The organism is Paenibacillus tengchongensis (assembly GCF_008973665.1).
Taxonomy (GTDB): domain Bacteria; phylum Bacillota; class Bacilli; order Paenibacillales; family Paenibacillaceae; genus Paenibacillus_AQ; species Paenibacillus_AQ tengchongensis.
Window position 1 is genome coordinate 51,268 of record NZ_WACP01000012.1, and the last position, 23,676, is coordinate 74,943.

22 protein-coding genes and 1 riboswitch are annotated in these 23,676 nt (G+C 42.9%); of the genes, 5 read left to right on the plus strand and 17 right to left on the minus strand.

Annotation, left to right across the window (positions count from 1 at the left end):
* Positions 1 to 4: 4 nt before the first annotated feature.
* The gene (gene hemA, locus F1381_RS19500; protein ID WP_151736525.1) at positions 5 to 1,396 is read right to left on the minus strand and encodes a glutamyl-tRNA reductase; all 1,392 of its coding nucleotides are present in this window, start codon (positions 1,394 to 1,396) and stop codon (positions 5 to 7) included.
* A gap of 323 nt (positions 1,397 to 1,719) precedes the next feature.
* Between hemA and F1381_RS19505 the strand changes: the two genes are divergently transcribed.
* Positions 1,720 to 3,387 (plus strand): ribonuclease J, encoded by a 1,668-nt coding sequence (locus F1381_RS19505; RefSeq protein WP_151736526.1) that lies wholly within the window; start codon positions 1,720 to 1,722, stop codon positions 3,385 to 3,387.
* A gap of 316 nt (positions 3,388 to 3,703) precedes the next feature.
* Here F1381_RS19505 and F1381_RS19510 read toward each other — a convergent pair whose 3' ends face one another.
* Positions 3,704 to 4,102, minus strand: a complete 399-nt coding sequence (locus tag F1381_RS19510; RefSeq protein ID WP_151736527.1) for a VanZ family protein — start codon at positions 4,100 to 4,102, stop codon at positions 3,704 to 3,706.
* Between the two features lie 315 nt (positions 4,103 to 4,417).
* On the minus strand, positions 4,418 to 5,428 hold the full coding sequence (locus F1381_RS19515; RefSeq protein ID WP_187355461.1) for an acyltransferase family protein: 1,011 nt from the start codon (positions 5,426 to 5,428) through the stop codon (positions 4,418 to 4,420).
* A gap of 2,261 nt (positions 5,429 to 7,689) precedes the next feature.
* Positions 7,690 to 7,792: riboswitch (purine riboswitch) on the plus strand.
* Between the two features lie 128 nt (positions 7,793 to 7,920).
* Here F1381_RS19515 and F1381_RS19520 point away from each other — a divergent pair.
* Genes F1381_RS19520 through hpt form a run of 3 tightly spaced genes read left to right on the plus strand, consistent with a single transcriptional unit; the run spans position 7,921 to position 10,595 of the window.
* Complete coding sequence (locus F1381_RS19520; RefSeq protein ID WP_151736529.1) at positions 7,921 to 8,481, plus strand: phosphoribosyltransferase; 561 nt, start codon at positions 7,921 to 7,923, stop codon at positions 8,479 to 8,481.
* Between the two features lie 59 nt (positions 8,482 to 8,540).
* Entirely contained in the window at positions 8,541 to 10,052 is a 1,512-nt protein-coding gene (locus F1381_RS19525; protein ID WP_151736530.1) for an IMP dehydrogenase, read from the plus strand.
* A 15-nt stretch (positions 10,053 to 10,067) separates the two neighbouring features.
* On the plus strand, positions 10,068 to 10,595 hold the full coding sequence (hpt, locus tag F1381_RS19530) for a hypoxanthine phosphoribosyltransferase (protein WP_151736531.1): 528 nt from the start codon (positions 10,068 to 10,070) through the stop codon (positions 10,593 to 10,595).
* Positions 10,596 to 10,718: 123 nt separating this feature from the next.
* On the opposite strand, the gene F1381_RS19535 is transcribed toward hpt, so the two are convergent.
* From F1381_RS19535 to F1381_RS19550, 4 genes are all read right to left on the minus strand, one after another.
* Positions 10,719 to 11,183: a hypothetical protein gene (locus F1381_RS19535; protein WP_187355462.1), complete on the minus strand. Its 465-nt coding sequence runs from the start codon at positions 11,181 to 11,183 to the stop codon at positions 10,719 to 10,721.
* A 234-nt stretch (positions 11,184 to 11,417) separates the two neighbouring features.
* Complete coding sequence (locus tag F1381_RS19540; RefSeq protein WP_151736533.1) at positions 11,418 to 11,609, minus strand: hypothetical protein; 192 nt, start codon at positions 11,607 to 11,609, stop codon at positions 11,418 to 11,420.
* A gap of 31 nt (positions 11,610 to 11,640) precedes the next feature.
* Entirely contained in the window at positions 11,641 to 11,868 is a 228-nt protein-coding gene (locus F1381_RS19545; RefSeq protein ID WP_151736534.1) for a hypothetical protein, read from the minus strand.
* Positions 11,865 to 12,059 carry a hypothetical protein gene (locus F1381_RS19550; RefSeq protein WP_151736535.1) on the minus strand — a complete coding sequence of 65 codons (195 nt, stop codon included), beginning with the start codon at positions 12,057 to 12,059 and terminating at the stop codon, positions 11,865 to 11,867. Before F1381_RS19550 ends, F1381_RS19545 begins: the two co-directional genes overlap by 4 nt.
* A 232-nt stretch (positions 12,060 to 12,291) precedes the next feature.
* Between F1381_RS19550 and F1381_RS19555 the strand changes: the two genes are divergently transcribed.
* Positions 12,292 to 12,498 (plus strand): hypothetical protein, encoded by a 207-nt coding sequence (locus tag F1381_RS19555; protein WP_151736536.1) that lies wholly within the window; start codon positions 12,292 to 12,294, stop codon positions 12,496 to 12,498.
* 7 nt (positions 12,499 to 12,505) lie between these two features.
* Here the strand turns inward: F1381_RS19555 and F1381_RS19560 are convergent, their stop codons facing one another.
* The 10 genes from F1381_RS19560 to F1381_RS19610 all read right to left on the minus strand — a co-directional run bounded on the left by F1381_RS19560 (position 12,506) and on the right by F1381_RS19610 (position 23,668).
* Positions 12,506 to 12,892, minus strand: a complete 387-nt coding sequence (locus F1381_RS19560) for a hypothetical protein (RefSeq protein ID WP_187355463.1) — start codon at positions 12,890 to 12,892, stop codon at positions 12,506 to 12,508.
* Positions 12,893 to 13,610: 718 nt separating this feature from the next.
* Complete coding sequence (locus F1381_RS19570; RefSeq protein WP_151736539.1) at positions 13,611 to 14,996, minus strand: sugar phosphate nucleotidyltransferase; 1,386 nt, start codon at positions 14,994 to 14,996, stop codon at positions 13,611 to 13,613.
* Between the two features lie 103 nt (positions 14,997 to 15,099).
* Entirely contained in the window at positions 15,100 to 16,011 is a 912-nt protein-coding gene (locus F1381_RS19575; protein WP_151736540.1) for a transketolase family protein, read from the minus strand.
* Complete coding sequence (locus F1381_RS19580; RefSeq protein ID WP_151736541.1) at positions 16,008 to 16,796, minus strand: transketolase; 789 nt, start codon at positions 16,794 to 16,796, stop codon at positions 16,008 to 16,010. Before F1381_RS19580 ends, F1381_RS19575 begins: the two co-directional genes overlap by 4 nt.
* Positions 16,797 to 16,810: 14 nt before the next feature.
* Entirely contained in the window at positions 16,811 to 17,680 is an 870-nt protein-coding gene (locus F1381_RS19585; protein WP_151736542.1) for an NAD-dependent epimerase/dehydratase family protein, read from the minus strand.
* Positions 17,681 to 17,716: 36 nt separating this feature from the next.
* The gene (gene rfbG / locus F1381_RS19590) at positions 17,717 to 18,823 is read right to left on the minus strand and encodes a CDP-glucose 4,6-dehydratase (protein ID WP_246188122.1); all 1,107 of its coding nucleotides are present in this window, start codon (positions 18,821 to 18,823) and stop codon (positions 17,717 to 17,719) included.
* The gene (gene rfbF, locus F1381_RS19595; RefSeq protein ID WP_151736543.1) at positions 18,796 to 19,593 is read right to left on the minus strand and encodes a glucose-1-phosphate cytidylyltransferase; all 798 of its coding nucleotides are present in this window, start codon (positions 19,591 to 19,593) and stop codon (positions 18,796 to 18,798) included. The genes rfbG and rfbF overlap by 28 nt, the downstream gene beginning before the upstream one ends.
* 16 nt (positions 19,594 to 19,609) lie before the next feature.
* Entirely contained in the window at positions 19,610 to 21,175 is a 1,566-nt protein-coding gene (gene rfbH, locus F1381_RS19600) for a lipopolysaccharide biosynthesis protein RfbH (protein ID WP_151736544.1), read from the minus strand.
* 153 nt (positions 21,176 to 21,328) lie between these two features.
* Entirely contained in the window at positions 21,329 to 22,507 is a 1,179-nt protein-coding gene (locus tag F1381_RS19605; protein ID WP_151736545.1) for a glycosyltransferase, read from the minus strand.
* A 12-nt stretch (positions 22,508 to 22,519) separates the two neighbouring features.
* Positions 22,520 to 23,668, minus strand: coding sequence for a glycosyltransferase family 4 protein (locus tag F1381_RS19610; RefSeq protein WP_151736546.1), 1,149 nt, complete (start codon positions 23,666 to 23,668; stop codon positions 22,520 to 22,522).
* Positions 23,669 to 23,676: the final 8 nt, after the last annotated feature.

Here is a 23,676-nt window from a genome sequence, read left to right on the forward strand (position 1 = left end):
CCGGTCACCCGCCGAGCACGCCTGCAGGAGCAAACACCGTCTTGGGCACGGTGAACTCACTGACGGCAGAACGTTCCTGGACGGCAGGCTGCACAGGGGAAGGGCTTCCGCCTTCCGGCCCGGAATCCACCCGCTCCTGGAGCGCAAAGATTTGCGTAAAATAATCCAGTGCCTCATTGCCGTGCTTGCCGCCGGACAGCTCCTTGATCACATTGATCGGATCATGGAGCATCTGGTTCACCACACTCTTCATTAGGCGGCTGATCACCTTGCGCTGGTGCTCATCAAGCTCAGGCAGCTTCTTGAACAGGCTGTCGAGCGTGTCCTCATAGATTCCGTTCGATTTATCCTGCAGGGCGCGGATCACCGGCCGTACGCCGAGCGTCTTCAGCCACAGCTGGAATTCGTCCATTTCGGCATCGATCATCACTTCGATCTTGGCCGCTTCGCTGCGGCGCATCTCCAGATTGCTCTCCACGATCCCTTCCAGGTCGTCGATGTCGTACAAGAACACGCCCTGTACCTGGGCTGCCGCCGGGTCGATATTGCGCGGCACGGCAATGTCGATCATGAAGAGTGGGCGCGAAGGCCGGCGCTTCATGCTGGCCGTTACCTGCTCCGCCGTCAGCAGGTAGCCGTTCGACCCGGCCGAGCTGATGACGATATCCACCTCTTCGAGGTGCTTCAGCGCATCCTCCAGCGTACTCGGCGTACCCGAGAACTTCTCGGCCAGCTCCGCCGCCCGCGACAGCGTACGGTTGGCGACGATGACCTCCGCCGCACCGCTCGTGTACAGATGCTTGACGGTAAGCTCGCTCATTTTGCCGGCGCCGAGGATCAGCACTTTTTTGCCGGTAAACGCCCCGAAGATCCGCTTGCCCAGCTCCACCGCCGCATAGCTGACCGAAACCGCACTTTCGCCGATCGAGGTCTCACTATGCGCGCGTTTGCCGAGCGTTACCGCCTGCTTGAACAGCCGGTTGAACCAGGTTCCAGTCACGCCCTCCTCCTGGGCGGTCAGGAACGCATTGCGCACCTGCCCCAAAATCTGCGTCTCCCCGATCACCATGGAATCCAGGCCGCAGGTTACGCGGAAGAGGTGGGCAATCGCCTGTTCATCCTCATATATATACATATGTTGTGTGAATTGATCACTTTTTACATGAAACCACTGCTCCATAAAGCTGCGGATAAAGTATCCGCACATATGCAGCCGGTCCACGACCACGTAAATTTCCGTCCGGTTGCAGGTGGCGACGAGGACCCCTTCAAGCACGCTCTTGGTCTTCATTAGTTGGTGGAGCGCAGCGGGCAGATCCTGTTCCGCAAAAGCAAACTGCTCTCTCACTTCCACGGGAGCCGTACGGTAATTCAGGCCAACGACGACGATATGCATCGCTAGTTCACCATCCTAATCTCTAATCGTTGCTGCAGATATTTCTACTATTAAAAATATATCCTAAACATAAATTCCCCATTTACTGTGTTAAGTATATCACATGAAAATGGAGCTTCTTACGAAACCTTTGAACTCTTTTTGACATCTAGATAAGAATTATTATAAATAATAACGGACAAAAGTGCTACGGTTTATCTTAGGTAATTTTTAAAATATTTATGAATTCGCCGTCCGGCTGCTGCGGCTTCCGCAAGCGGCTCCGGGATAAGATTCCCCCTTCCTATCCATAATATAAGGAATTGAACAAGGGAGGAATCGACATGAACAAGCCTGAGAGCCGGCTGTGGATTGCCGCTTTGGGCGGCGTATACGAAATCGGCAAGAACATGTATTTTGTGCAGTATGCCGATGATATTGTTGTCATTGATTGCGGCTCCAAATTCCCCGACGAAAGCCTGCTCGGCATCGATCTGATCATTCCCGACGTGGCCTATCTGCAGAACAACCTGGACAAGGTGCGGGCGCTGATCGTGACCCACGGGCATGAGGACCATATCGGCGGCATCCCCTATCTGCTCAAACAGCTCAACCTGCCGATCTACGCTTCCCGGCTGACGCTCGGTCTGATTGAAACGAAGCTGAAGGAGCACGGGCTGCTGCGGCAGACGAGCCTGCATGCCATTCACGGCGATTCGGAGCTTGCCTTCGGCGGGATTAACGTTTCTTTTTTTAACACTAATCATAGTATTCCGGATTGCTTGGGCGTGGTGTTCGATACTCCGGAGGGAACGGTCGTGCATACGGGCGACTTCAAATTCGATATGACCCCGGTCAACCGCCAATACCCGGATATTCATAAGATGGCCGAGATTGGCAAAAAGGGCGTGAGATTTCTGCTCTCCGAGAGCACCAATGCCGAGCGCCCCGGCTTCACCCCCTCCGAGCGGCTGGTCGGCGAGCATATGGAGGAAGCTTTTCAAAAAGCGGACCGGCGGATCTTCGTCTCCACCTTCGCCTCCAATGTACACCGGCTGCAGCAGATCGTCGATGCCGCCGGTCACACCGGCCGCAAGCTGGCGCTGCTTGGCCGCAGCATGGTGAACGTGGTCGGCGTCGCCCAGGAGCTCGGCTATCTGCGCATCCCCGAAGGGATGCTGATCGAGCCACAGGAAGCGGCCAAGCTGCCGCCGGAGAAGGTCGCCGTGCTCTGCACCGGCAGCCAGGGCGAGCCGATGGCCGCACTCTCCCGGCTCTCCACCTCCAGCAACCGGCAGATGGAGGTCGGCGCCGGCGACACCGTGCTCATCGCCGCCAACCCGATTCCCGGCAACGAGCGTAACGTCTCGCGTGTCGTCGACAACCTCTATCTGCTCGGCGCCAGAGTCATCTACGGCTCGCGCAGCGAGCTGCATGTCTCCGGGCACGGCAGCCAGGAGGAGCTGAAGCTGATGCTGACCCTGATGAAGCCCGAATACTTCATCCCGATCCACGGGGAGTACCGGATGCTGCATCACCACAGCCTGCTGGCCGAGGCGGTCGGGGTGAACCCGGACAACATCTTCATTCTCAAGAATGGAGATGTTGTTGAATCCGCCAGCGGCAAAGTCCGCCAGGCGGGGCGGGTTCCCGCCGGGCAGATCCTGGTGGACGGCCTCGGCATCGGTGACATCGGCAACGTCGTGCTGCGCGACCGCCGCCAGCTGTCGGCCGACGGCATCCTGATCACCGTCGTCACGCTCAGCCAAACTGACGGCCGGCTGCTGAACGAGCCGGACACCATCTCCAGAGGCTTCGTGTTCGTACGCAATTCCGACACCCTGGTCAGCGAGATCAACCAGCTCGTCACGCAGACGCTAACGCAGATGAGCGAGGCCGACCTCGGCCAATGGAGCATCATCAAGCAGACGATCAAGGACGTGCTGGGCAAATTCCTCTACGACCGCACCAAGCGCCGGCCGATGATTTTGCCGATTATTATTGAGGTGTAGGCGGGCTGGTTTGCGGGTAATCTTAACCATATTTCAATACGACGCCCCCAGCCGGACTGAGGTAGATTGGAATTGAACTTTCTTTTTTGGGCGTCCGAAATCAAAAACGATAAGAATGAAAAAGAGCGCACAAGATATTCTCGTGAGCTCTTTTTCAATCCTTTCATAATTCTAACTATTTTAAATAAAACCCAGACTAATTATTACACCATTTATAATCCCTTTACTCTTGGTGAACCAGAATCCATATTCAGAGATTTGCTGGGTTGTTCCATCTTCGATCCCAATTATGTTATGTAGTATGGTGGTATAGCTTTTAGCTTTTTAGCTTTCTAATACTAAGCGATAACAATACACCTATTACAACTCCGGCACTGTCGATGAGAATATCGTAAATTCTTCCATCACGTCCAAAATACAATTGCATAAACTCGGTTAAAGCGGCGTAACTAACAGCAAGAATAAAACTATTTTTCAAACTCTTAATGTTCCAATAAATCAGCATAGTGAAAGTTGTAAATCCAAAACAATGACCGATCTTACGAATGATAAATTGAGAGGTTGCCATCACATCGATAACTGTCATTTTACGAAAGTCTGGATAAGGTGTCCATTGAAAATAAGGGATTTCTGGAACTGACCAAAAGCTTGAATCAGCGGCACAAGTAAAAACAAATAACAACGCGCCCCATACTAATGCAAATACAAATTTCATTTCCGATCCTCTACAACATATTTATTATCATGCGATGAATAGTATAATATTAAACTAGTTTACCGAATTACAAATTTGGTCTGAAAGAGAGTTTCCCGTAACAATTTGGCCAGAGTACACTTGTCCGCCAGCAGCAATTCCTTGATATTTGATACATCAGCACTATCCATTCCTCCGCGTCTTTTTATCTATACTGTGTACAAAAAAAGACTCGCTCATCAGAAGCACCTAAATTAGGAGCAATAGCTTCTTAAACTGTCAGCGACCCTTATAGTGCACAGATAGTCCTTTTATACCCAGTACTATAGTTTTATACTATATAGTTTCTGAATGCATCATTTTTTTACGTATAACAAACCTTAATGATTTGTAAAGGTTTATTATACATAAAATAAAAGCCAGAGCTATAAAAGTGTATGCAAGACACCATAATATTGAGTTTTTTGTACTCTCAAAATTGATTTGAAATCCGTATACAAATACACCTTTAGTAAACTTTAAAGCCAATACTTGAAATCCGAAAATGATTAACGAAAATCTCCCAATAAACTCTAGTATTCCAAACGATTTAATCCACTGCGAAATTATTATACAACCTCCTATCCCTGCAAAAGCGGATAGTACGAATAGAAAGTAATTAGAGTAAATCATCCAATTGATATCATTCATTCCCATGTTTATATTAGTGATATAACTAACTAGCACGCAAGAGACAAAGACAAGTAATTGAGTTCTTAAATTAAGCATAGCAAGTATATCTTTCAAAAGAAATCCGGCCCCATAAAATACTACTGCTACCAAAGCAGCGTCAAACCCCCACGGTAAACGGAAAGGCATATAAAGTTGATCCAAGAAACCCAGTAAACAAAACAGCACTAAATACATACTTATATATGCATTTTTTCTTGAAAGTAATAGTACACAAGAAAATATGATCTCAACTGTAAACAAACATGGTAAAAACCATAAAGGTGCATTAAAAATCATCCAGGGATCAAAACCATTTCCGTAAAAAATTCCAATAAATGGTTTTACAGGATCAACATTTAGGATATCTAGATCAAACCTTCTTATAAACAGCCAGAAAATGAAAGTTATAAACGCAATGGTAAAGTATGGCACTAATAAAGATTTAATTTTTTTCAAGAAAAATTCCTTAAAACCAGTAATATGCTTATGTGAAGTTAAACCTGATAAGAAAAAAAATAATGGAACATGAAATGAAAAAAGAAACTCACGAAATCCCGTGGGTAAATTATTATGACTTAGGACAATTAACACGATCCCTATACCTTTAGCTACATCAATCCACTTGATTCTTTCCACACTAACTCTCCATTCAATATCATATAATTTATTCAGGTTAGACGACGTTGCTTTGACCATTTTTGATTTACACTGCGCAAAGCAATAGGTTCGTACTAAACAATAGTAATATGATCCCATGACATCGAAGTCGCAATGTTAAAGTAAAGATCAAAAGCGAACTAGGTAAACTAAACATTAAATCAAATCGAAAATACATTCAGTAATTTATTCTAAATTTTTGGAAGAAATCATTTACAAAAAAATATGTGTGATACGTTAGAAACTCAACTTACCCATAGTAGTGGAAATACAAGAACCTAATAGTATACATACAAGATCCTAGCCTGTGACAAAGCCCGAATTAAAATATAGCTTACACTCGTTAAATGCACTCGCTCATATCCCACATCATCTCCTCGCCGGAAATTTCTTTTCGATGCCATGTTACTCATTATAGCCAATGTCGGGAACTAGGCCCGTACCTTTCATCCATCGTTCCTTCAGACACGACGCTTGTCATAGACCGGGCTACGATGTTTACAAAGGATGGGAGTATGGAACCAAGAGTATATTTGCTTCGTCATTTGTTTTAGGGATCGGGTATTTACATGAATGCTAGAGGAGTATGCGGTTCTTTAGTGTAATAATAAATTATGATGGCTGCTGACTCGACGAAATCAATTCTACCGCATCCTGGTAAAACTTATATTTAAACACAAGTCTCTCTCTGTTTCCAAAACACAACAATTACAACAGAGCAAACGCAACACCTATTAGTTGTGTTTCCTTATGGATGGATATCATCTAAGGAAATGATAATAATAGCAAGTGATCATTACTTAATCTTGAACCTCCAGCACCCTTTCAAATTTAACAATAATAAAGGTATAGTAGCATGATTTGCTTTTTTATTCCATAGCCTTTACTATTAGTCAGCGAGAAACGCAATGTCCAATGACAATCAGGAAAGCAGTGATCCATCTATACTTCCCCGCATTTGTTACTATCCTCAAAGCTTATTTTGTTCGACCACAAACGAGCTGGTAAGTTGAATATTAAATAACCGACAGTGATTGATCCCTTTTTCATTACGCCTATTAACTAGACCGCTCCTTTACAATTTTTATAGAACTGTGTCTCTTCTACCGTTCCTCTGCTTTTTTCCCCTTCCTGTCGGAGCATAAAAGGATAAACTCATTGCTTCTTCTGGCCACCATTGATGTCGTTAATTCCACACTATTCCGTAGTATAAGGTTGTATTAGAACAGATCTGCGAAAGAATACGTATTCGGCAAGAGGAAGTGAGCACTATATAATTACGGTTCTTGGAAAAGGGTCAAAAGTCGTTTCTATAAATAAAGAGATGAGGAACTACTCACATCCATTCGTCAAGCGCTACACGTTGAACCTGATTTTTATACCTTGAGCATTTGCGGGGGCTACGAAGTAAAACAATGCATCAGCGTTAGTCCTGGTGGCAAGACAACCTAAGTATTTGACATGTCCGACAGGAATCCTACTCCATCTATTCAAAATCCATGAAAATTGATAGTTTTTCACACATGTTTGAGCACTTAATTTAATTAAATAAACTATTTTTTATCTTTACAAACTCATTGTTGCATTTAATCCAATTCTTTCTATTATTTATATACACAACTGCCCCTTTTGAAATGACTCAGTGATGACTTTTTAGACACGTCTTAAATTTTCTATTGCCTGTCCATCGCTACCAAGCAACCGAACGTAATCCTCTGTCTGCAAGGTCAGACGTTATCTACCCACTGCATTAGAGCACCAATAGTCCCTATCCCCATTTTTCAATCTAACTGACAAAATTGACATATTTCACTGATATCCCATCTGGGCTAATCGATGACTTGTTATTTTTTTTCAAGTGTGAGACTTAAGTATTCAACTTCAATTAGTATATTTATGAACAAATTCACAATCCCGGTATGAGGACTTAATGATTTTGATCCGCATGCTGACAACATATCATTAGTACCACTGAGCAGATTATTCCCAGTAGGCTTGACTGGAACTTCATTGAAATAAGAGCGATAAGTTTAGCTCATTAAGCAAGAAACAGTTCTAACATTCGCACTGTTATACTCCAATGATTTCTACATACAAAAGAAAACTTAACATCAATTAAAGGATTGACACACAAAATCACCAGTGTTAGCATATATAAAACCGATATAAAGTCATATTTCATGACATAATCTTTCCGTAAAACATAATGCCCCCTCTTTATGTGAACTATGTGTCATATTATTAGCCAACCAAATCCCTCTTGTATAAGCCCATTAATCTGGAATGGGCGTTTCTACAGGCAACCGTAAATTGCCCCAGGCTACAAGAGGCACACAAGACTCAGCGTTCTCCCTGGAGAAGCCGTGCTCCGGCATGTCCCTCCAAGGCAGCGTATGTAGCTTGACCGTGCCTCTTGCGCCCGGGGTTTTTTATATTTAACATTAATGCATTTTGCATAAGGAGTGAGGAGCATGAGCACCAATGTAGAGAAATTAAGCCAGTCCATCAGCAGCGCCAAAAGCGTGCGTATCCACAAAGACCAGGATACCGTCTATGATTTCAAGCTGTATCCCTTCGGGGAACGCGGCACGTATATCGAGCCCGGACTGATCAGGGAAATTACGGATAATCTGGCGGAGGACGTCACAGAGCATTTCCCGGCCTTCGATTACATCGTTTCGCCCGAACCCGGCGGGCACACCTGGGGGATGCTGGCCGCTTACAAGCTGGGGAAGCCGATGAATATTTTGCGGCTCAGCACCGAGCTTTATGACAACTATGAAGTATGCGTTAAGCGCGAAACGGCCTATAACGAGAACTACATTTATTTTGACGGCTTCAAGCCGGGCGACCGTGTGCTGCTCCTTGACGATGTGATCAGCTCCGGAGCCACAATCCGCTGCATTGCCCGCCAGTTTGCCGTTATGGGCGTGGAACTGGTTGGCGTTCAGGCCATCTTGGCCAAGGGTGAGCATTACAAGAAGCTGGAGGCGGACCTGCAAGTTCCGGTGCGTTTCCTGTCCCGCGTATAACAACCTTCATCAATCCCCTGCCTGCTTCCCGACTTCTATTTAAGGATGTGACCGCCACTATGGCTTATTACTACGACCAACCTTCCAGAACATTCAGTGAATTCCTGCTCGTCCCCAATCTCACCACCAAGGAATGCGTGCCCGGCAACGTCGATCTGCGTACTCCGGTGACCAAATTCCGGCGCGGCGAGACCCCGGCGCTCAGTATGAACATTCCGTTCACCTCCGCAGTGATGCAGGCCGTCTCCGATCATAACCTGGCGATTGCCCTGGCCAAGAACGGCGGCATCTCTTTTATCTACGGCTCCCAATCTGTGGAGCAGCAGGTCGAAATGGTGAAGCGAGTCAAGAAATTCAAGGCCGGCTTTGTCATCAGCGATTCCAACCTTCGTCCGGAAGACACGCTCCAGGATGTACTCCAGCTAAAAAAACGCAGCGGCCACTCCACCATCGCCATCACCGACAACGGTGAGCCGACCGGCAAGCTGATGGGCATTGTCACCAGCCGCGATTACCGCGAGAACCGTCTGCCGCCGGAATGCCCGATTACTGAATTCATGACGCCCCTCTCCTCGCTGATCTATGCCCAGGAAGGCATCACGCTCACTGAAGCCAATGACCTGATCTGGGATCACAAGCTGAATTGCTTGCCGATCGTCAACGCCGACGGCCATCTGGTCTACCTTGTCTTCCGCAAGGATTACGACAACCATCAGCAGTATCCGCTGGAGCTGCATGACAGCAACAAGCAGCTGATCGTCGGAGCCGGCATCAATTCCCGCGATTACAGGGAGCGCGTCCCGGCGCTGATCGAAGCAGGGGCGGATGTACTGTGCATCGACTCTTCTGACGGCTATTCCGAATGGCAGGCCGAGACCATCCAGTATATTAAAGCGACGTTCGGCGAGACCGTTAAGGTAGGGGCCGGCAACGTCGTGGACAAAGAAGGCTTCCTGTATCTTGTCGAAGCCGGGGCGGATTTCATTAAGGTCGGTATCGGCGGCGGCTCCATCTGCATCACCCGCGAGCAAAAAGGCATCGGCCGCGGCCAGGCCTCCGCCGTCATCGAGGTAGCCGCTGCGCGCCAGGAGTATTATGAGAAGACCGGCATCTATGTACCGATCTGCTCCGACGGCGGCATTGTGCACGACTACCACATTGTGCTGGCGCTGGCGATGGGCGCCGACTTTGTGATGCTGGGCCGCTATTTCGCCCGCTTCGACGAGAGCCCCGGCCGCAAGCTGCTCGTGAACGGCAACTTCGTCAAGGAGTACTGGGGCGAGGGCTCCAGCCGGGCCCGCAACTGGCAGCGCTATGACTTCGGCAACGCCGACAAGGAGAGTAAGCTCGAATTCGAGGAGGGCGTCGATTCCTTCATTCCCTATGCCGGCCGGCTGAAAGACAATCTCGACCTCAGCATCAGCAAAATCAAATCCACCATGTGCAACTGCGGCGCCCTGAGCATCCCCTCGCTGCAGGAGAACGCAAAGATCACCCTCGTCTCATCGACCACGATTTACGAAGGCGGCGCGCATGATGTTATACTGAAGGAGAAGGACAGATCATCATAAGCAAGGAGAGTTCACATGTACGCATTACGCAACACCCTTGTCACCCGGGAAGAACTGCAAGAAGCCGTTAAGAAACTGGGCGCAGCCATTTCCCGCGATTACGCCGGCCAGGAGCTGGTGCTTGTCGGTATTCTCAAAGGCGCCGCCGTGTTTATGGCCGACCTGATGCGTGAGATCTCTTTTCCCGTGGCTATCGACTTTATGTCCGTTTCGAGCTACGGCAGCAGCGCTACTACTTCAGGCGTCATCACCATCAAGCAAGACATTGATACCGACATCCGCGGCAAGCACGTCCTGCTGGTCGAGGACCTGATCGATACCGGACTCACCCTGCAGCATCTGCAGCAGCTGTTCGCCCTCCGTGAAGCGGCCAGCGTCCGCATCTGCACCATCCTCAGCAAGCCGTCCCGCCGGATCGCCGATATTCCCATCGACTACTGCGGCATCGAGATCCCCGACGAGTTCGTCGTCGGCTATGGCCTCGATTATGCGGAGCAATACCGCAATCTGCCGGAAGTGTGGGTGGTGGAGACGGGGGAGTAGGCGGTTAACGCTTTTTAAACAAAGAACTTGATATGACCGAAGTCCAAATAAACCGGTACCTTCGAACGCTCTAACCCAATCGGGCCAGGAACGCGAAGGTTGCCGGTTTTAGTTCGTCCAGCTCTACCCTCTTGATAAAGCCCTGATCTTCTGCAATGAAAGATGGTCCCTCACAAAATACAGAGTTGACCCGATCATCAGCGCATAGTAAGGAATCAGAAGATACAAGCTGTAATCATTCACATGCCCGGTCAGCAGCACAAAATGTGTACTGGTCAGGAACATCGCCTCCTGAGTTTCCTTAAGATCAAAGAAAGGATAAACGAACAGAGTTCCATTCAGCGCATACATAAGAAAAAGCAACAAGGTGCTCAGCGAACGCCGGATTGCCAAACTGACCAGCAGCAGCAATAGCGTAATCACAAACAGCAGCGCATAGAGGGCTATTTTCGCTTCCAGACCATCATCCGAATAGATCGTAAAGAGCATCGTGGTATCCTTATTCGAATACGTGATATTCGAGAATTCATGATCATAAGATATTGCCGTCGAGGCGGAATGATTTATGGTGAGCAACAGATGACCCACAAATATCAAAATCATGAGCACAATCAAACCATTCATGATCAGATAGGCTTTGCTATCTTTTGACCCGTGCGAATGCGACATTGGGTAGCGTCTCCCATCCGTTTGTGGAACTGCTGTCCAGGCATGATATGATAAGGAACATCCTAATGGTATAAACTTAAACCATGCTCCGATACGGCACAGATCACACCTCATGGCAATTGTAGATTTTTACGGATGGAATTTGACGGTACGTTAACGCTCCCCGGTGTTCACCTTACTCTGCTCTCGCTTCGTCTGGTAATAAGCCAGTCCCCAGACCAGCAATACAAGCGGGATGAAAATGTACAATGGGAGGGAAAGATCCTTACCGGTAATCATCGACAGGACAGACCAAACTACGAACACAATCAAATAATAGATAAACATCCTGCTAAAAATGCTCACCACCCACACCTCCACTTCTATATTTCTCGTGTCACCACTCGGTTAACATACCAGGAAATCCGAACCCCCAAATAAGCAGGCCAATGATGATCATAAGGCCGCCGGCTATTCTCGTCATTACCAGCGGCAGCCCGCGATCATGCTCAGACCGCTTCACAGAGCTTAACGTTCTCGTCTCCAGCGTCACCGTCTTCATTCGCGCAAAGTATAGCCCCATGGCCACAAAGAATAATCCCGCCAGCACTCGTAAAATTATCATCTGCCCTCACCTCTTCTTCTTTTCTGCGAATTCATCACCATATAATAGGAGGTAACCCCAACCAGCAGCCCGTACAGCGTATATAGAATCTTCCACTTCAACGTCTTCTCATCAAACAGCAGCCACACGACCGCCGGAATCCCCAGCCCTGTGAACAGACCCACAAACCGTGCTTGCGCTTTGATCGACATGTCTCACCCCTCCAGTATTTTCCTGATAATATCTAATAACCAGAAATCATGGCAAGAATTCATCCCCCTGCTCATAAGCGAACCAAAGTCCAACCTTCTAATCCCACGCAAAAAAAAGCGGAACCTCGCCAGAAAAAGCCAAGTTCCGCTTGTTACTCCCGTTTATATCCCTGTCTTCGGGTTTAAAATCTATTATCTAATTACTCTCTTATAGACTGGCGGTGATGCAGCAATGGGTGTCCTCCTGATTATAGGGATCTGCGGTATCATAAACGGAGTGCTCAACCTGGCCTTCCCCGGCTTCATGGCCAAAATACGTCCCTACCTCATCACGCATCTTGTACCTGAAGACCCGGCCTACCATATCCAGCGGGCAAAAATGAGCCTGACCATCGGCTTGTCGTGCCTGATCTTTTATGTAATACTGCGCCTTGCCTAAGCCCCGCTCACTCCCCGACTTCAATCCCGAAATAATAGGACGCCGAATTCCGCTCCTCCCAAACCGCCTCCAGGACATACCGGTAATATCCCGGTTCCTCGGGAAGATTATAACGATATTGATCTGGTTCACTAATAGATTCCTGCACCCCATCCACCCCTATAACCGCTAACCGGAACTCATCCGGCTGCATGGGAAACTTAATCCGAAGAACATCACCCGGTGCTGCAGACACCGCCTGCTCCTGCACCATGCCATAGAACACATCCGGATGAACCGGATCTGTGCAGATTCCCTCCGTCTTCGTCCCAAACCAGCAAGAACTGCCGCCCAGATAATCAATCGTTTGCCGCTGCACCGAAATCTCTGGCTGTATTGGCTCCTCCGGTAACATCTGGGACTTCGAGCACCCAGCCAGCAGGAGGAATAAGAAGGCGATACAGATAAGGGTAAAAGATTTCTTAAGCATAGACACGCTCCCGAAAAAAACCTCTACGCTGCGGTAGAGGCAAGTAATTGTGGAATATATTAATGGATATATATTCTTATTATAAACCGGGACATCCATTTTATTTGTCGTTTAGTGTAATATCAGGCACTATAAAACGCAGTTCAGCCTGGACCCCTCTATTGGTTCCCTTCCCTCGCCCTTTCTCTGCTCGACTGATAGAACGCCAGCCCCCAAATGAGAATTAGCAGCGGAATGAAAATATACCACGGCAAATAAATCGTCTCCCCAATCACGAAAGAAATGACCAAAAGAACCGCTACCGCAATAATCGAATACAACATACCACGCCCAAACGTTCTCACATCCATCACTCCTCACGTAAGTTAAGTGGGTTATGGGATTTATTACCCCTAGGAGTTAGGAATTACCCATAGAATGTTGAAATGGGAAAACAAAAAAACGGCACCCTCGCCTGGCTGAATCGGCCAGGTGTGGGTGCCGGTAGTGTAGGGATTGGGGAGATATATTGGGGGTCTTGGATACAGGACTTACTAACACATTTACAGACAACCTTAATCTTATTTTGCTAACGTAGAGTAATTGCTTTGCGTTTGTTCTTGTCTTACCCCACCATATAAACTATCTACCTAGTTGCCACTCATTAATTCATAGACTTTAATACTAATGATTCACAATGCTTCTCTACTTCTTCCCAAGTCATATATATTCGCTGAATATCTTCTTCAACTAGATCGGATCCTGTTTGTACCTCAATAAATTCTAAATCTGTAGACGCTTTAATTCCATGCTTTGTTTCTAGTGGGATATGCAAAACATCTCCAACTTTTACTCGGCGAATTACATCATTTATGACAAATTCACCCTCTCCACTAATAATTGTCCATACTTCACATCTAGCATGATGTAGTTGATAACTTAAATTGCAACCAGCTTTAACACAAATTCTCTTTGTTATAACTTCATTTCCTTCGGTAAACTTGGTATGATCCAGTACTTTATACCATCCCCAACGCCGTTCTTCATACATAGGACGTTGCTCAAATCCTTTTAGTACTTCTTTTATTTTTGGGCTTTCCGCTTTATCAGACACTAATATCCCATCAGGACTTACTGCAATAATTGCATCCTTAATTCCTAATACTGTTACTTGGATATCCAATTCATTCACTAAGTGTGTATTAATTGAATCATCACTTAATATACCTTTTCCAATTTGATTAGTACCCATTTCTTCTGTTAAGGTATTCCATGTCCCAAGGTCTTTCCAACTTCCGTTATATGGTATTGCTATAATATTTTTCGTTTTCTCCACTACTGCATAGTCAAAGCTAATCTTTTCTAATAATTGATATTGATCTAATAGTTCTTCATATTGAATAGGTAAACTCATATTTTTTAGTAGAGAAATAATATATTCAAGTTTAAAAGCAAAAACTCCGCAATTCCATAAAGCACTTTGTTCAATCAAAGCCCTGGCTTCTGATTCGGATGGCTTCTCTTTAAAATGACTAACCTTAATATAGGTATTAGACTCCTCATTGGAAACCGGGACTATATAACCATACTTTTCTGAAGGATATGTTGGACTTACCCCCATTAATGCAAGGTCAGCACAAGAAATATTTATTACATTCTCTAAATCTTTTAATCTTTTAAAAAAACTAATATCAACGTATGGATCCACTGGTAGAACCCCTACTACTTCGTTAAGGCTAGCATGTTCCACAGAGTAGAGATATGTAGCTGCCAAAGCAATAGCTGGAAATGTATCACGGCGTTCGGGTTCGATAATTAACGGCACATGACTGCCTAATTGATTTTGAATCATTTCTACCTGTGACTTACCAGTTGTTATTACTGTTGAATCACTTAGCCCCAACTGTTCTAACTGTCTCCAAACTCTTTGAACCATAGATTCCAAACCATTTTCATTTTCCAAAACTTTTAAAAACTGTTTTGATCTAGAATCGTTAGATAATGGCCAGAGTCTTTTACCAGATCCCCCAGATAATAAAACCAATTCCATTTATAGTTCCCCTTAATAAAATTAATATCGAATATTTATAATTTTATAGTCCATAATTGATTATCTCTTAAACAAAAATAATATTATCTAGAGAAAAGTTATGCTATAACCAATCCATCAGTTCTTGAATTTTATCGCCATTCAAGATAATTTTGTTTCTTACAAATTCATGGTCTCCTACTACATGAGAAAACACATCGGGTATTCCAATTTTTTTAAATTTCACACTCATTCCGCTTTCAGCAATCACTTCAGAAACTGCAGATGCTAAACCACCGATTACATTGTGTTCTTCTAACGTAACAATAGGTATCCCTAGCTTAATCATTTCCAGTACTGATTGGGAATCAAAAGGCTTCATCGTATGCATACTAATTAAGGAACTAGATACTCCCCGCGTTGCTAATTCCTGTGTCCATTTATAGCCTAATTCAAGCATGTTACTAGTAGTAAAGATACATACATCTCTTCCCTCTACAACTTTAGCAGCCCTTCCTATTGTTAACGCGGCATCCTGTGAGTGAATTTCCGGCTCTCTGTTTTTACCAAGGCGAATATACATCGGCCCCTCATGACTGACACTTTGGCTAATTATGGATTTCACCTCTATAGGATCACCGGGGCAGCATACCGTCATATTAGGCAGACATCTCATTATCGCAATATCTTCTATAGAATGGTGAGTTGCTCCAGCTGGACCGTATGAAAACCCTGCTCCAACCCCTACCATTCTAACATTAGTATTCATATAAGCTAAATCTACCCGAACCTGTTCAAAACATCGCATAGTTACAAAAGGAACTATACTGTATACATATACAATTTTACCCGACAACGCCAATCCAGCTGCTACCCCAACAGCATTCTGTTCGGCAATTCCAACATTTAAAAATCTGTCAGGAAAACGGTCTTTAAATTTTTCCAAAACAGAGAAACCAATATCTGGAGTGATCAAAAAAATTCTTTCGTCCAACTCGGCCTGTCGAACCAATTCTGCTATAAAAGTATCTCTCATAATATTCCACCTAATTCATCATAGGCTATTCTAAGTTCATCGTCATTTGGCGACTTATAATGCCACTCTAATTTGTTTTCCATAAAAGAAACGCCTTTTCCTTTAATGCTATGTGCAATTACAGCCTTAGGTTTTGTCTGCTTAATATTAAAGACATCTCTAATTTCGTCAAGATTATGGCCGTCTACTTCATAAGTCTCCCATCCAAAGGAACGCCAGCGGTCTGCCATGTTGGACTGGTCAATCACTTCATTTGTCCAACCAAAACTTTGCAATTTATTATAGTCAATGATCACAGTTAGATTTGCTAACTGTAATGTGGATGCAAGCATAACCGCCTCCCACACTGAGCCCTCGTTACACTCTCCATCTCCAAGCAGTACAAAAATCTCACCAGAATCTCCACTTTGTCGATTTGCAACAGCCATTCCGACCCCAATGGATAACCCGTGACCTAGTGAACCTGCTGAGGTCTCTATCCCCGGAACTGCTTCCATATCCAAATGTCCAGGAAGTATTCCGTTGTTCACATAATACTGATTCAAATATCCTTTAGAAAAGAAACCTCTTTCCGCAAGAGTTGCATATAGTGCTGCGCCTCCGTGCCCTTTGCTCAAAATGAACTTATCCCGATTACTCATTAACGGCTGCTGAGGATCGATATTAAGCTTTTCAAAATATAATACATATAAAATGTCCACAATTGACAAACAAGTTCCCACATGAGAAGACTTGGAGTAATGAACCATATGCAATATTGATTTTCTTATATTATTTGTGATCATTATAATCTCCTAGGCTATAAGTTTCCGCACATTAATTCCCGCAATCTGGTAACATCGGCTTCCCAAACTTTAGGCTCATATAACCTTGGAGGTGCGGCACTCCAAGTTGGCTGGATATTAGTTTTACCGCATTTCTCAGCCAGATACCAATAAAACTCTTCAATCGTTTGCTGTTTTCCTGAACCTACATTTATGATTTCACCTGAATTATAATTCAGTTTAATTAACTTCAGATAGACATTCACAACGTCCTCAATAGGTAAAAAATCCCTTACCGAGGAAGGACGCGAAAGTCTCGCACTCTCGTTATTCTCAAGAGCATTCATAATACTGGGAAACAATCTTGATGGATCCTCAAACATTCCATATGGCGAAAACAAGCGAAGCGTACAAATTTTCATTTCACTAGTCTGACTAACCATTTTGCAATAATTTGTAGCTGCCAACTTCGTAATTCCATACAGGTTTACCGGTTCACAAAGATCTGTTTCTTTCATCGGTTGATTTTTGATTCCATATTCCGATGAACTGCCCGTATTAATAAATTGTTCTACATTATTTTTTGTAGCTTCGTCAATAAGGTTGATGGTGGCAGTCAAATTAGTATTGATGGTTTGCTGAGTATCCAATTGACCTGGAAACCCACCATAAGTTGCAACATGATAAATTACATCAGGCTGTATCTTTTGGATTAATTCAGCCACTTCATTTTGCTTGCTCAAATCATCATAATGAACGTTTATTCGTCCCAGTAAATCTTCAACGCGCCAAAAATCGGAATTTATTCTCGCTGTAATATTCACTTCATAATCTGTATTATTAAGAATTCCCCTAACTAGATTTGAACCCACAAAACCTGTCGCTCCGGTAACGAGAACCTTCATCTTTCTACCTGCCTCATTTATTATAGTAAATACTTATCATTCACTGCCTGCCAAAGAATATTCTTCGATTTGACGATAACAAACTTCAAGTAAGTTACTCTCTTGTTCATACTCTTTGTTCCACTCAACGATTTTGTTTAATGCCGTCTCCAAATTCCAACGGGCGCTCCATCCCAATTCGGATACAGCTTTGGAACAATCCAATTTCAAGTACTTAGCTTCGTGCACTTGAGGATTTTGATCAACTACATAATTTGCAGTAGCTCCCCACTTCGCACATATATTTTTTACAATCCATTCCACTGTTTTAGCATCACTATCTTGCGGGCCAAAGTTCCATGCCTCAGCATAGTTTTCACCCTGATGGTATAATTTCTCTGCCAATAGCAAATAACCGCTTAAAGGCTCCAGAACATGCTGCCAAGGTCTAATTGAAAAGGGATTTCTTATTTTAATTGACTCATTATTCAATAGCGATTTTATACAATCAGGAATCAAACGATCGACCGCCCAGTCGCCGCCACCTATTACATTCCCTGCTCTGGCTGACGCCAGCGATACTTTTCTGCCACTAGGCATGGTGTTAAAAAAAGAATTTCTATAAGCACTTGTAACAAGCTCTGAGCAAGCTTTACTGCTCGAATATGGATCATGTCCTCCCAAGGGTTCTGTTTCTCGATATCCCCAAACCCATTCTTTATTCTCATAGCATTTATCCGTTGTCACGTTAATAACAGTACTGACAGTATCGCAAACTCGAACAGCCTCTAGAATATTCACAGTTCCCATAACATTTGTAGCATAGGTTTCTGCTGGAATATTATAAGATTCCCTTACTAAAGGTTGAGCAGCTAAATGAAAGACAATTTCAGCTTGAGAGGACTGAAGCGCCCGCTTCAATCTTTCACCATCTTTTATATCTCCGATTACACTTTCTTTGATTAAACCATCAATGTTACAAAGCTCATACAAACTTGGATTCGTATTAGGAGCTAGGGAATAACCTGAAACTTCAGCCCCCATAGATGTAAGCCATAAGCAGAGCCAGGAGCCTTTAAATCCCGTATGACCAGTTATAAATACCTTCTTGTTATTCCAAAATTCCTTATCTGCCATTATATATTCACCGACTCCATATTCCATGTTTTCCACGGAGCAACCCCCGACTTCCAAAGTTCTTCAAGATAGTTTCTATCTCTCAAAGTATCCATCGGTTGCCAAAAACCCTCGTGTCTGTACCCAACAAGTTCACCGTCACTGGCTAAGCGCTCTAAAGGTTCTTTCTCAAAAACCGTACTATCTTCATCCGCAATATAATTAAAAACTTCAGGTTGCAGTACAAAAAAACCGGCATTAATCCAAGAACCATCCCCCTTGGGCTTCTCCTGAAAACCTCTGACTTCATTATTTGCTGTGATATCCAACGCCCCAAAACGGCCACTCGGTTGTACAGTAGTCACTGTTGCCAATCGTCCGTGCAATTCATGTTGCTTGACTAACTCAGATATATTCACATCTGACACACCATCACCATAGGTGAGCATAAATGGTTCGTCTCCCACGTATTTTTGGACACGTTTTACTCTTCCACCGGTCATCGTATCAACACCTGTATTTACTAAAGTAACCTTCCAAGGTTCTGCTGTATGTGTGTGAGTCACTAACTGATTTTCACTGGTAAAATCAAAAGTAACATCCGATTCATGTAAGAAATAATGTGCAAAATATTCTTTAATGTAAAAACCTTTGTATCCTAGACAAATAACAAAATCGTTAAATCCGTGGTGAGAATATAATTTCATAATATGCCACAAAATAGGTTTTTGCCCAATTTCAATCATCGGTTTTGGTCTAAGATGGGATTCTTCACTGATTCGCGTTCCATAACCACCTGCAAGTATAACTACCTTCATAGGATTGCCTCCAAAATTAATTTTTTGATAGCACAAAACTTCTAATCTTACTTATTACATAGTCGATTTTTTCATGGGTCATACCAGGGTAAACGCCAACCAGGAACGTATCATGCATAATTTTATCCGTATTTTTCAAGTCACCACTAATGCGATAGTTCACACCTACAAAAGCAGGTTGACGCGTCAGATTACCAGCGAATAACATCCGGGTTTGAATACGGTTAGCTTCTAAATACTCTACGATCTCATTCTTAGTAAATTTAGCATTATCTTGTACAGTTAGCATAAAGCCGAACCAGCTTGGATCCGAATTTTCTGTAGCTCTGGGGAGAATGAAGTGATCCCCCAGATCCTTCAAGCCCTCGTACAGGCGTTTAAAGTTATCTTTACGCGCCTGAGTGAACATAGGTACTTTTTTAAGTTGTTCCACCCCAATTGCAGCTTGCATTTCAGTGACACGTAGATTGTATCCAATATGGGAATACGTGTATTTGTGATCATATCCATATGGTAGGGAACCCAATTCCCATCCAAAGCGTCTGTTACATGTATTATCACAGCCCGATGGACACCAGCAATCTCTGCCCCAATCTCTGAAAGATTCAATTATTGATTTAAGTAAGGCATTGTTAGTATATACAGCCCCTCCTTCACCCATAGTCATGTGGTGAGGAGGATAGAAGCTAGATGTACCTATATGGCCATGAGTTCCAGTCAACTTGCCGTCAAACTTTGAACCAAGAGCATCACAGTTATCTTCAATTACCCATAAATTATATTTCGCAGCGATTTGCATAACTTTATCCAATTCAAAAGGATTTCCCATAGTATGAGCTACCATTATAGCCCTTGTCTTAGGTGTAATGGCTTCCTCTATACGGTCTACAATTATATTATATGTCCCAAGTTCAACGTCAATAAAGACAGGAACAGCACCGTTCTGAACAATAGGCGTTACCGTTGTAGGGAACCCAGCCGCAACAGTAATAACTTCATCTCCTGGTTTAATTTGACGGTCCTTCAGCTTAGGGGATGTTAGTGCTGAAAAGGCCAAAAGGTTAGCTGAAGATCCAGAGTTAGTCAGCAATGCATAACGCACTCCCAGAAATTCTGCGTACTCTTTTTCGAATTGTTTATTGTAACGACCTGCAGTCAGCCAAAAATCCAGGGAGGAATCAACAAGACTCCGCATCTCTTTCTCGTCGTAAACGCGGCCGCCGTAAGATACGGCAGATTTATCCGGATCAAATTTTTTATTCTTATCAACATGAAATTCCTCATAATATCCTTCAACTTTAGCCAAAATATCAAGTCTAAAAATCTTCTCTAGATCAGTTTTATTAATTTCAGAGAAAAAATCAACATCTTCGTTACAAGTTATCGTCTTCATACGTACATCTAAATATAGTGGAGTAATAAACTTCGGATGATTTAAATCAATAACATATTTGTCTGAATGGCTCACCAAAAACTCATTAGTAAGAATAAAAATCTCAAATTGAGTTGATGTCAACTCAGAAGATACAACTCCATACTCTTTTGTTTTTTTAAAGATTACAATAGCACCAGGCTTTAACATCTTTGCACCCCTTTTAATTTAGGAAATATTATTCACAACAAAATCAATTCGCGAGGTAGAGTGATTTAACTCAAGAACAACAAGTTTTAATATATTCTTAAGTTGGGTAAACAATCTTGATGATTTTGGGTTGTCTGTTCCTAGAGTTGACTACTACAAATCAGCTTGAATCATTAGTTTTTCGTATAACTCATCTACTACACATCCTATATGCTCCCAACTATGATTTTTCATGACAAATTCTCTGGCATTTCGCCCTATTTCGTTTCTCATTTCGGAGTTATTTAACACCTTCAATACTAGAGAAACGAATTCTTCTGCATTATCTGCAATTAATATATCTTTTCCAATTGAGACATCAATGCTTCCAACACCTAAACTAGTAGTTATAACAGTTAAACCACAAGCCATAGCCTCTAAAATTTTATTTTGCATCCCTGAACCAGATTGCATTGGTGCAATAGAGACAATTGCATCATTTAAAATTTCAGGCAAGGATTCTACAAAACCCATTACCTTTATTCCTGGTCTTTTTCCTAGATTCAATACTTCTTTCGATGGACTTACTCCTGCAATAACAAATTCTACATCGGGTTCAGCTTTATTAATTTCAGGAAAACAGTTATCAGCAAACCATTTAACTGCATGTACATTTGGAGCATAACTCATATTACCTGTAAAAATAATTTTATTTTTTCTATTTTCTCTGTTCACTGGTTTAAATGAATTTGTATCCACACCTAAAGGTATTACACTAACATTGCTGTCATCAAAATACACTTTGTCTTTATCAGAAACCAATAACATATGATCAAAAGACTTACCAATCTGTCTTTCATACTTAATAATTCTTTTTAACTCGTTTTTTAATATCCATGATTTTGGTGGGGCTTCTTTCAAAATACTTCTTTCTAGATTCAATTGCATAGAATCTATCAAATCCAATATCTTTATACCTTTGATATTCAAAAAATAGGGAGCAGTCCGCAATAAAAAACCATTCACAATATCAAATTCATGTTTTTCAATAAGAGAATCAACTTTTTTTTGAAATTCTCCAGACTTATAATAAACAACTTGTAAGGGAAATTTTTTATAATAACCTTTAATAGTATTCATTAGTGAACGCCATTTAGACAATTTTACAGTATGAACTTCACAACAGTACTTTTCTAAAACTTCAACGCCTATTAAATCCTCCTCTTTTTGATAAAGTGAGAGTAATACTATTTCATGTTTTTTACTTAATGTTTTTAAGCGATTGAAAACAATATTCTGATCACCTTTTAATGTTGGGTACGGTAATCTTAAAGTAACATATAGAATTTTCAACTGTCTATCTCCCTATTTTTCCATTAAAGATTTATAAACTTCTAATGTATTAAAGGCCATATTCCTCCATGAAAACTTTTGAACTCTTTGTAAACCTTTTACACTGAGCTCTTTTCTTAACATTTCATTATTAAACAATTCAATAATCCCTTGCTTCAATTCTTCTCCACTACTTGGGTTAATAGTAAGTGCTGCATCTTCTACAATTTCCGGTATAGAGGTGGTGTTAGAAGTAATTACAGGTGTTCCGCAAGCCATTGACTCTAGCGGCGGTATTCCAAAACCTTCATATAAAGAAGGATACAGGAACATAGTTGCATTTTTATACAAATAAACCAATTCTGTTTCGTTGATGAAATCCATAAAAATAATTTTATTTGCAAATTCCGTTTTTTCTACAATGGAATACATTTCGGAATTTCTCCAATTCGGCATCCCCACAATCACCAAATTACAATCTATACGGCCATCTTTTATAGCCTCAATATATTTCTCAATTACTAATCTAGTATTTTTCCGATGATCGTCTGCACCTAAAGTTAGTATGTAGTTATCCCCATTCATTTTATTTGGTATATCCGAAAATTCATCTAATCTAACATCATCTTTAAAACAATCGTTTGCAGCTTCATAAATTACTTGTATTTTTTTGTTATCATACCATGGAAAATGCCTTAGGATGTCATTTTTAGAAAATGTAGACACAGTAATAATTAATTCTACATATTTCATCATTCTATTAACGACAAATTTTCTATAGATCCTCCCCATTTTTTGGTATCTGGAATTTGGTGTTGGTATTACAGATTTCCCCTTAAGGAACATTACGTCATGTAACGTAGTAATAATTTTTGTTTTTTTCGGTAGTATATGCGTTATCGGAGAAGTATTTCCCGTACAATGAATTATATCAACTTTATCTTTCTTAGCAGCAATAGGGAAATAAAGTTGTTCCCATAAAAAGTAATTTCTTTGCATCAAATTTCTAATAATAAAATTCGGCTGTGTTGGCAGTACATTTTCCTCATCTTCTTTATCTATATAAAGAAAATACAAGTTTTCTTTATCTAGTTCGGCCAGATGACATAATAAATTTAAAGTATAATTCCCAATACCGCGACGGTTATGGATAGCAAAACGCGCATCTATACCAATATTCATAAAATAAT

Excerpts from the sequence above, each read along its gene's own strand:
- F1381_RS19525 (WP_151736530.1), top strand. The coding sequence starts at position 8,541 with ATGGCTTATTACTACGACCAACCTTCCAGAACATTCAGTGAATTCCTG.
- F1381_RS19545 (WP_151736534.1), bottom strand. The coding sequence starts at position 11,868 with ATGATAATTTTACGAGTGCTGGCGGGATTATTCTTTGTGGCCATGGGG.
- F1381_RS19550 (WP_151736535.1), bottom strand. The coding sequence starts at position 12,059 with ATGTCGATCAAAGCGCAAGCACGGTTTGTGGGTCTGTTCACAGGGCTG.
- F1381_RS19580 (WP_151736541.1), bottom strand. The coding sequence starts at position 16,796 with ATGATCACAAATAATATAAGAAAATCAATATTGCATATGGTTCATTAC.
- F1381_RS19555 (WP_151736536.1), top strand. The coding sequence starts at position 12,292 with ATGGGTGTCCTCCTGATTATAGGGATCTGCGGTATCATAAACGGAGTG.
- hpt (WP_151736531.1), top strand. The coding sequence starts at position 10,068 with ATGTACGCATTACGCAACACCCTTGTCACCCGGGAAGAACTGCAAGAA.
- F1381_RS19575 (WP_151736540.1), bottom strand. The coding sequence starts at position 16,011 with ATGAGAGATACTTTTATAGCAGAATTGGTTCGACAGGCCGAGTTGGAC.
- F1381_RS19510 (WP_151736527.1), bottom strand. The coding sequence starts at position 4,102 with ATGAAATTTGTATTTGCATTAGTATGGGGCGCGTTGTTATTTGTTTTT.
- hemA (WP_151736525.1), bottom strand. The coding sequence starts at position 1,396 with ATGCATATCGTCGTCGTTGGCCTGAATTACCGTACGGCTCCCGTGGAA.
- F1381_RS19585 (WP_151736542.1), bottom strand. The coding sequence starts at position 17,680 with ATGAAGGTTCTCGTTACCGGAGCGACAGGTTTTGTGGGTTCAAATCTA.
- rfbG (WP_246188122.1), bottom strand. The coding sequence starts at position 18,823 with ATGGAATATGGAGTCGGTGAATATATAATGGCAGATAAGGAATTTTGG.
- F1381_RS19570 (WP_151736539.1), bottom strand. The coding sequence starts at position 14,996 with ATGGAATTGGTTTTATTATCTGGGGGATCTGGTAAAAGACTCTGGCCA.
- F1381_RS19520 (WP_151736529.1), top strand. The coding sequence starts at position 7,921 with ATGAGCACCAATGTAGAGAAATTAAGCCAGTCCATCAGCAGCGCCAAA.
- F1381_RS19505 (WP_151736526.1), top strand. The coding sequence starts at position 1,720 with ATGAACAAGCCTGAGAGCCGGCTGTGGATTGCCGCTTTGGGCGGCGTA.
- rfbH (WP_151736544.1), bottom strand. The coding sequence starts at position 21,175 with ATGTTAAAGCCTGGTGCTATTGTAATCTTTAAAAAAACAAAAGAGTAT.
- F1381_RS19610 (WP_151736546.1), bottom strand. The coding sequence starts at position 23,668 with ATGAATATTGGTATAGATGCGCGTTTTGCTATCCATAACCGTCGCGGT.
- F1381_RS19560 (WP_187355463.1), bottom strand. The coding sequence starts at position 12,892 with ATGTTACCGGAGGAGCCAATACAGCCAGAGATTTCGGTGCAGCGGCAA.
- rfbF (WP_151736543.1), bottom strand. The coding sequence starts at position 19,593 with ATGAAGGTAGTTATACTTGCAGGTGGTTATGGAACGCGAATCAGTGAA.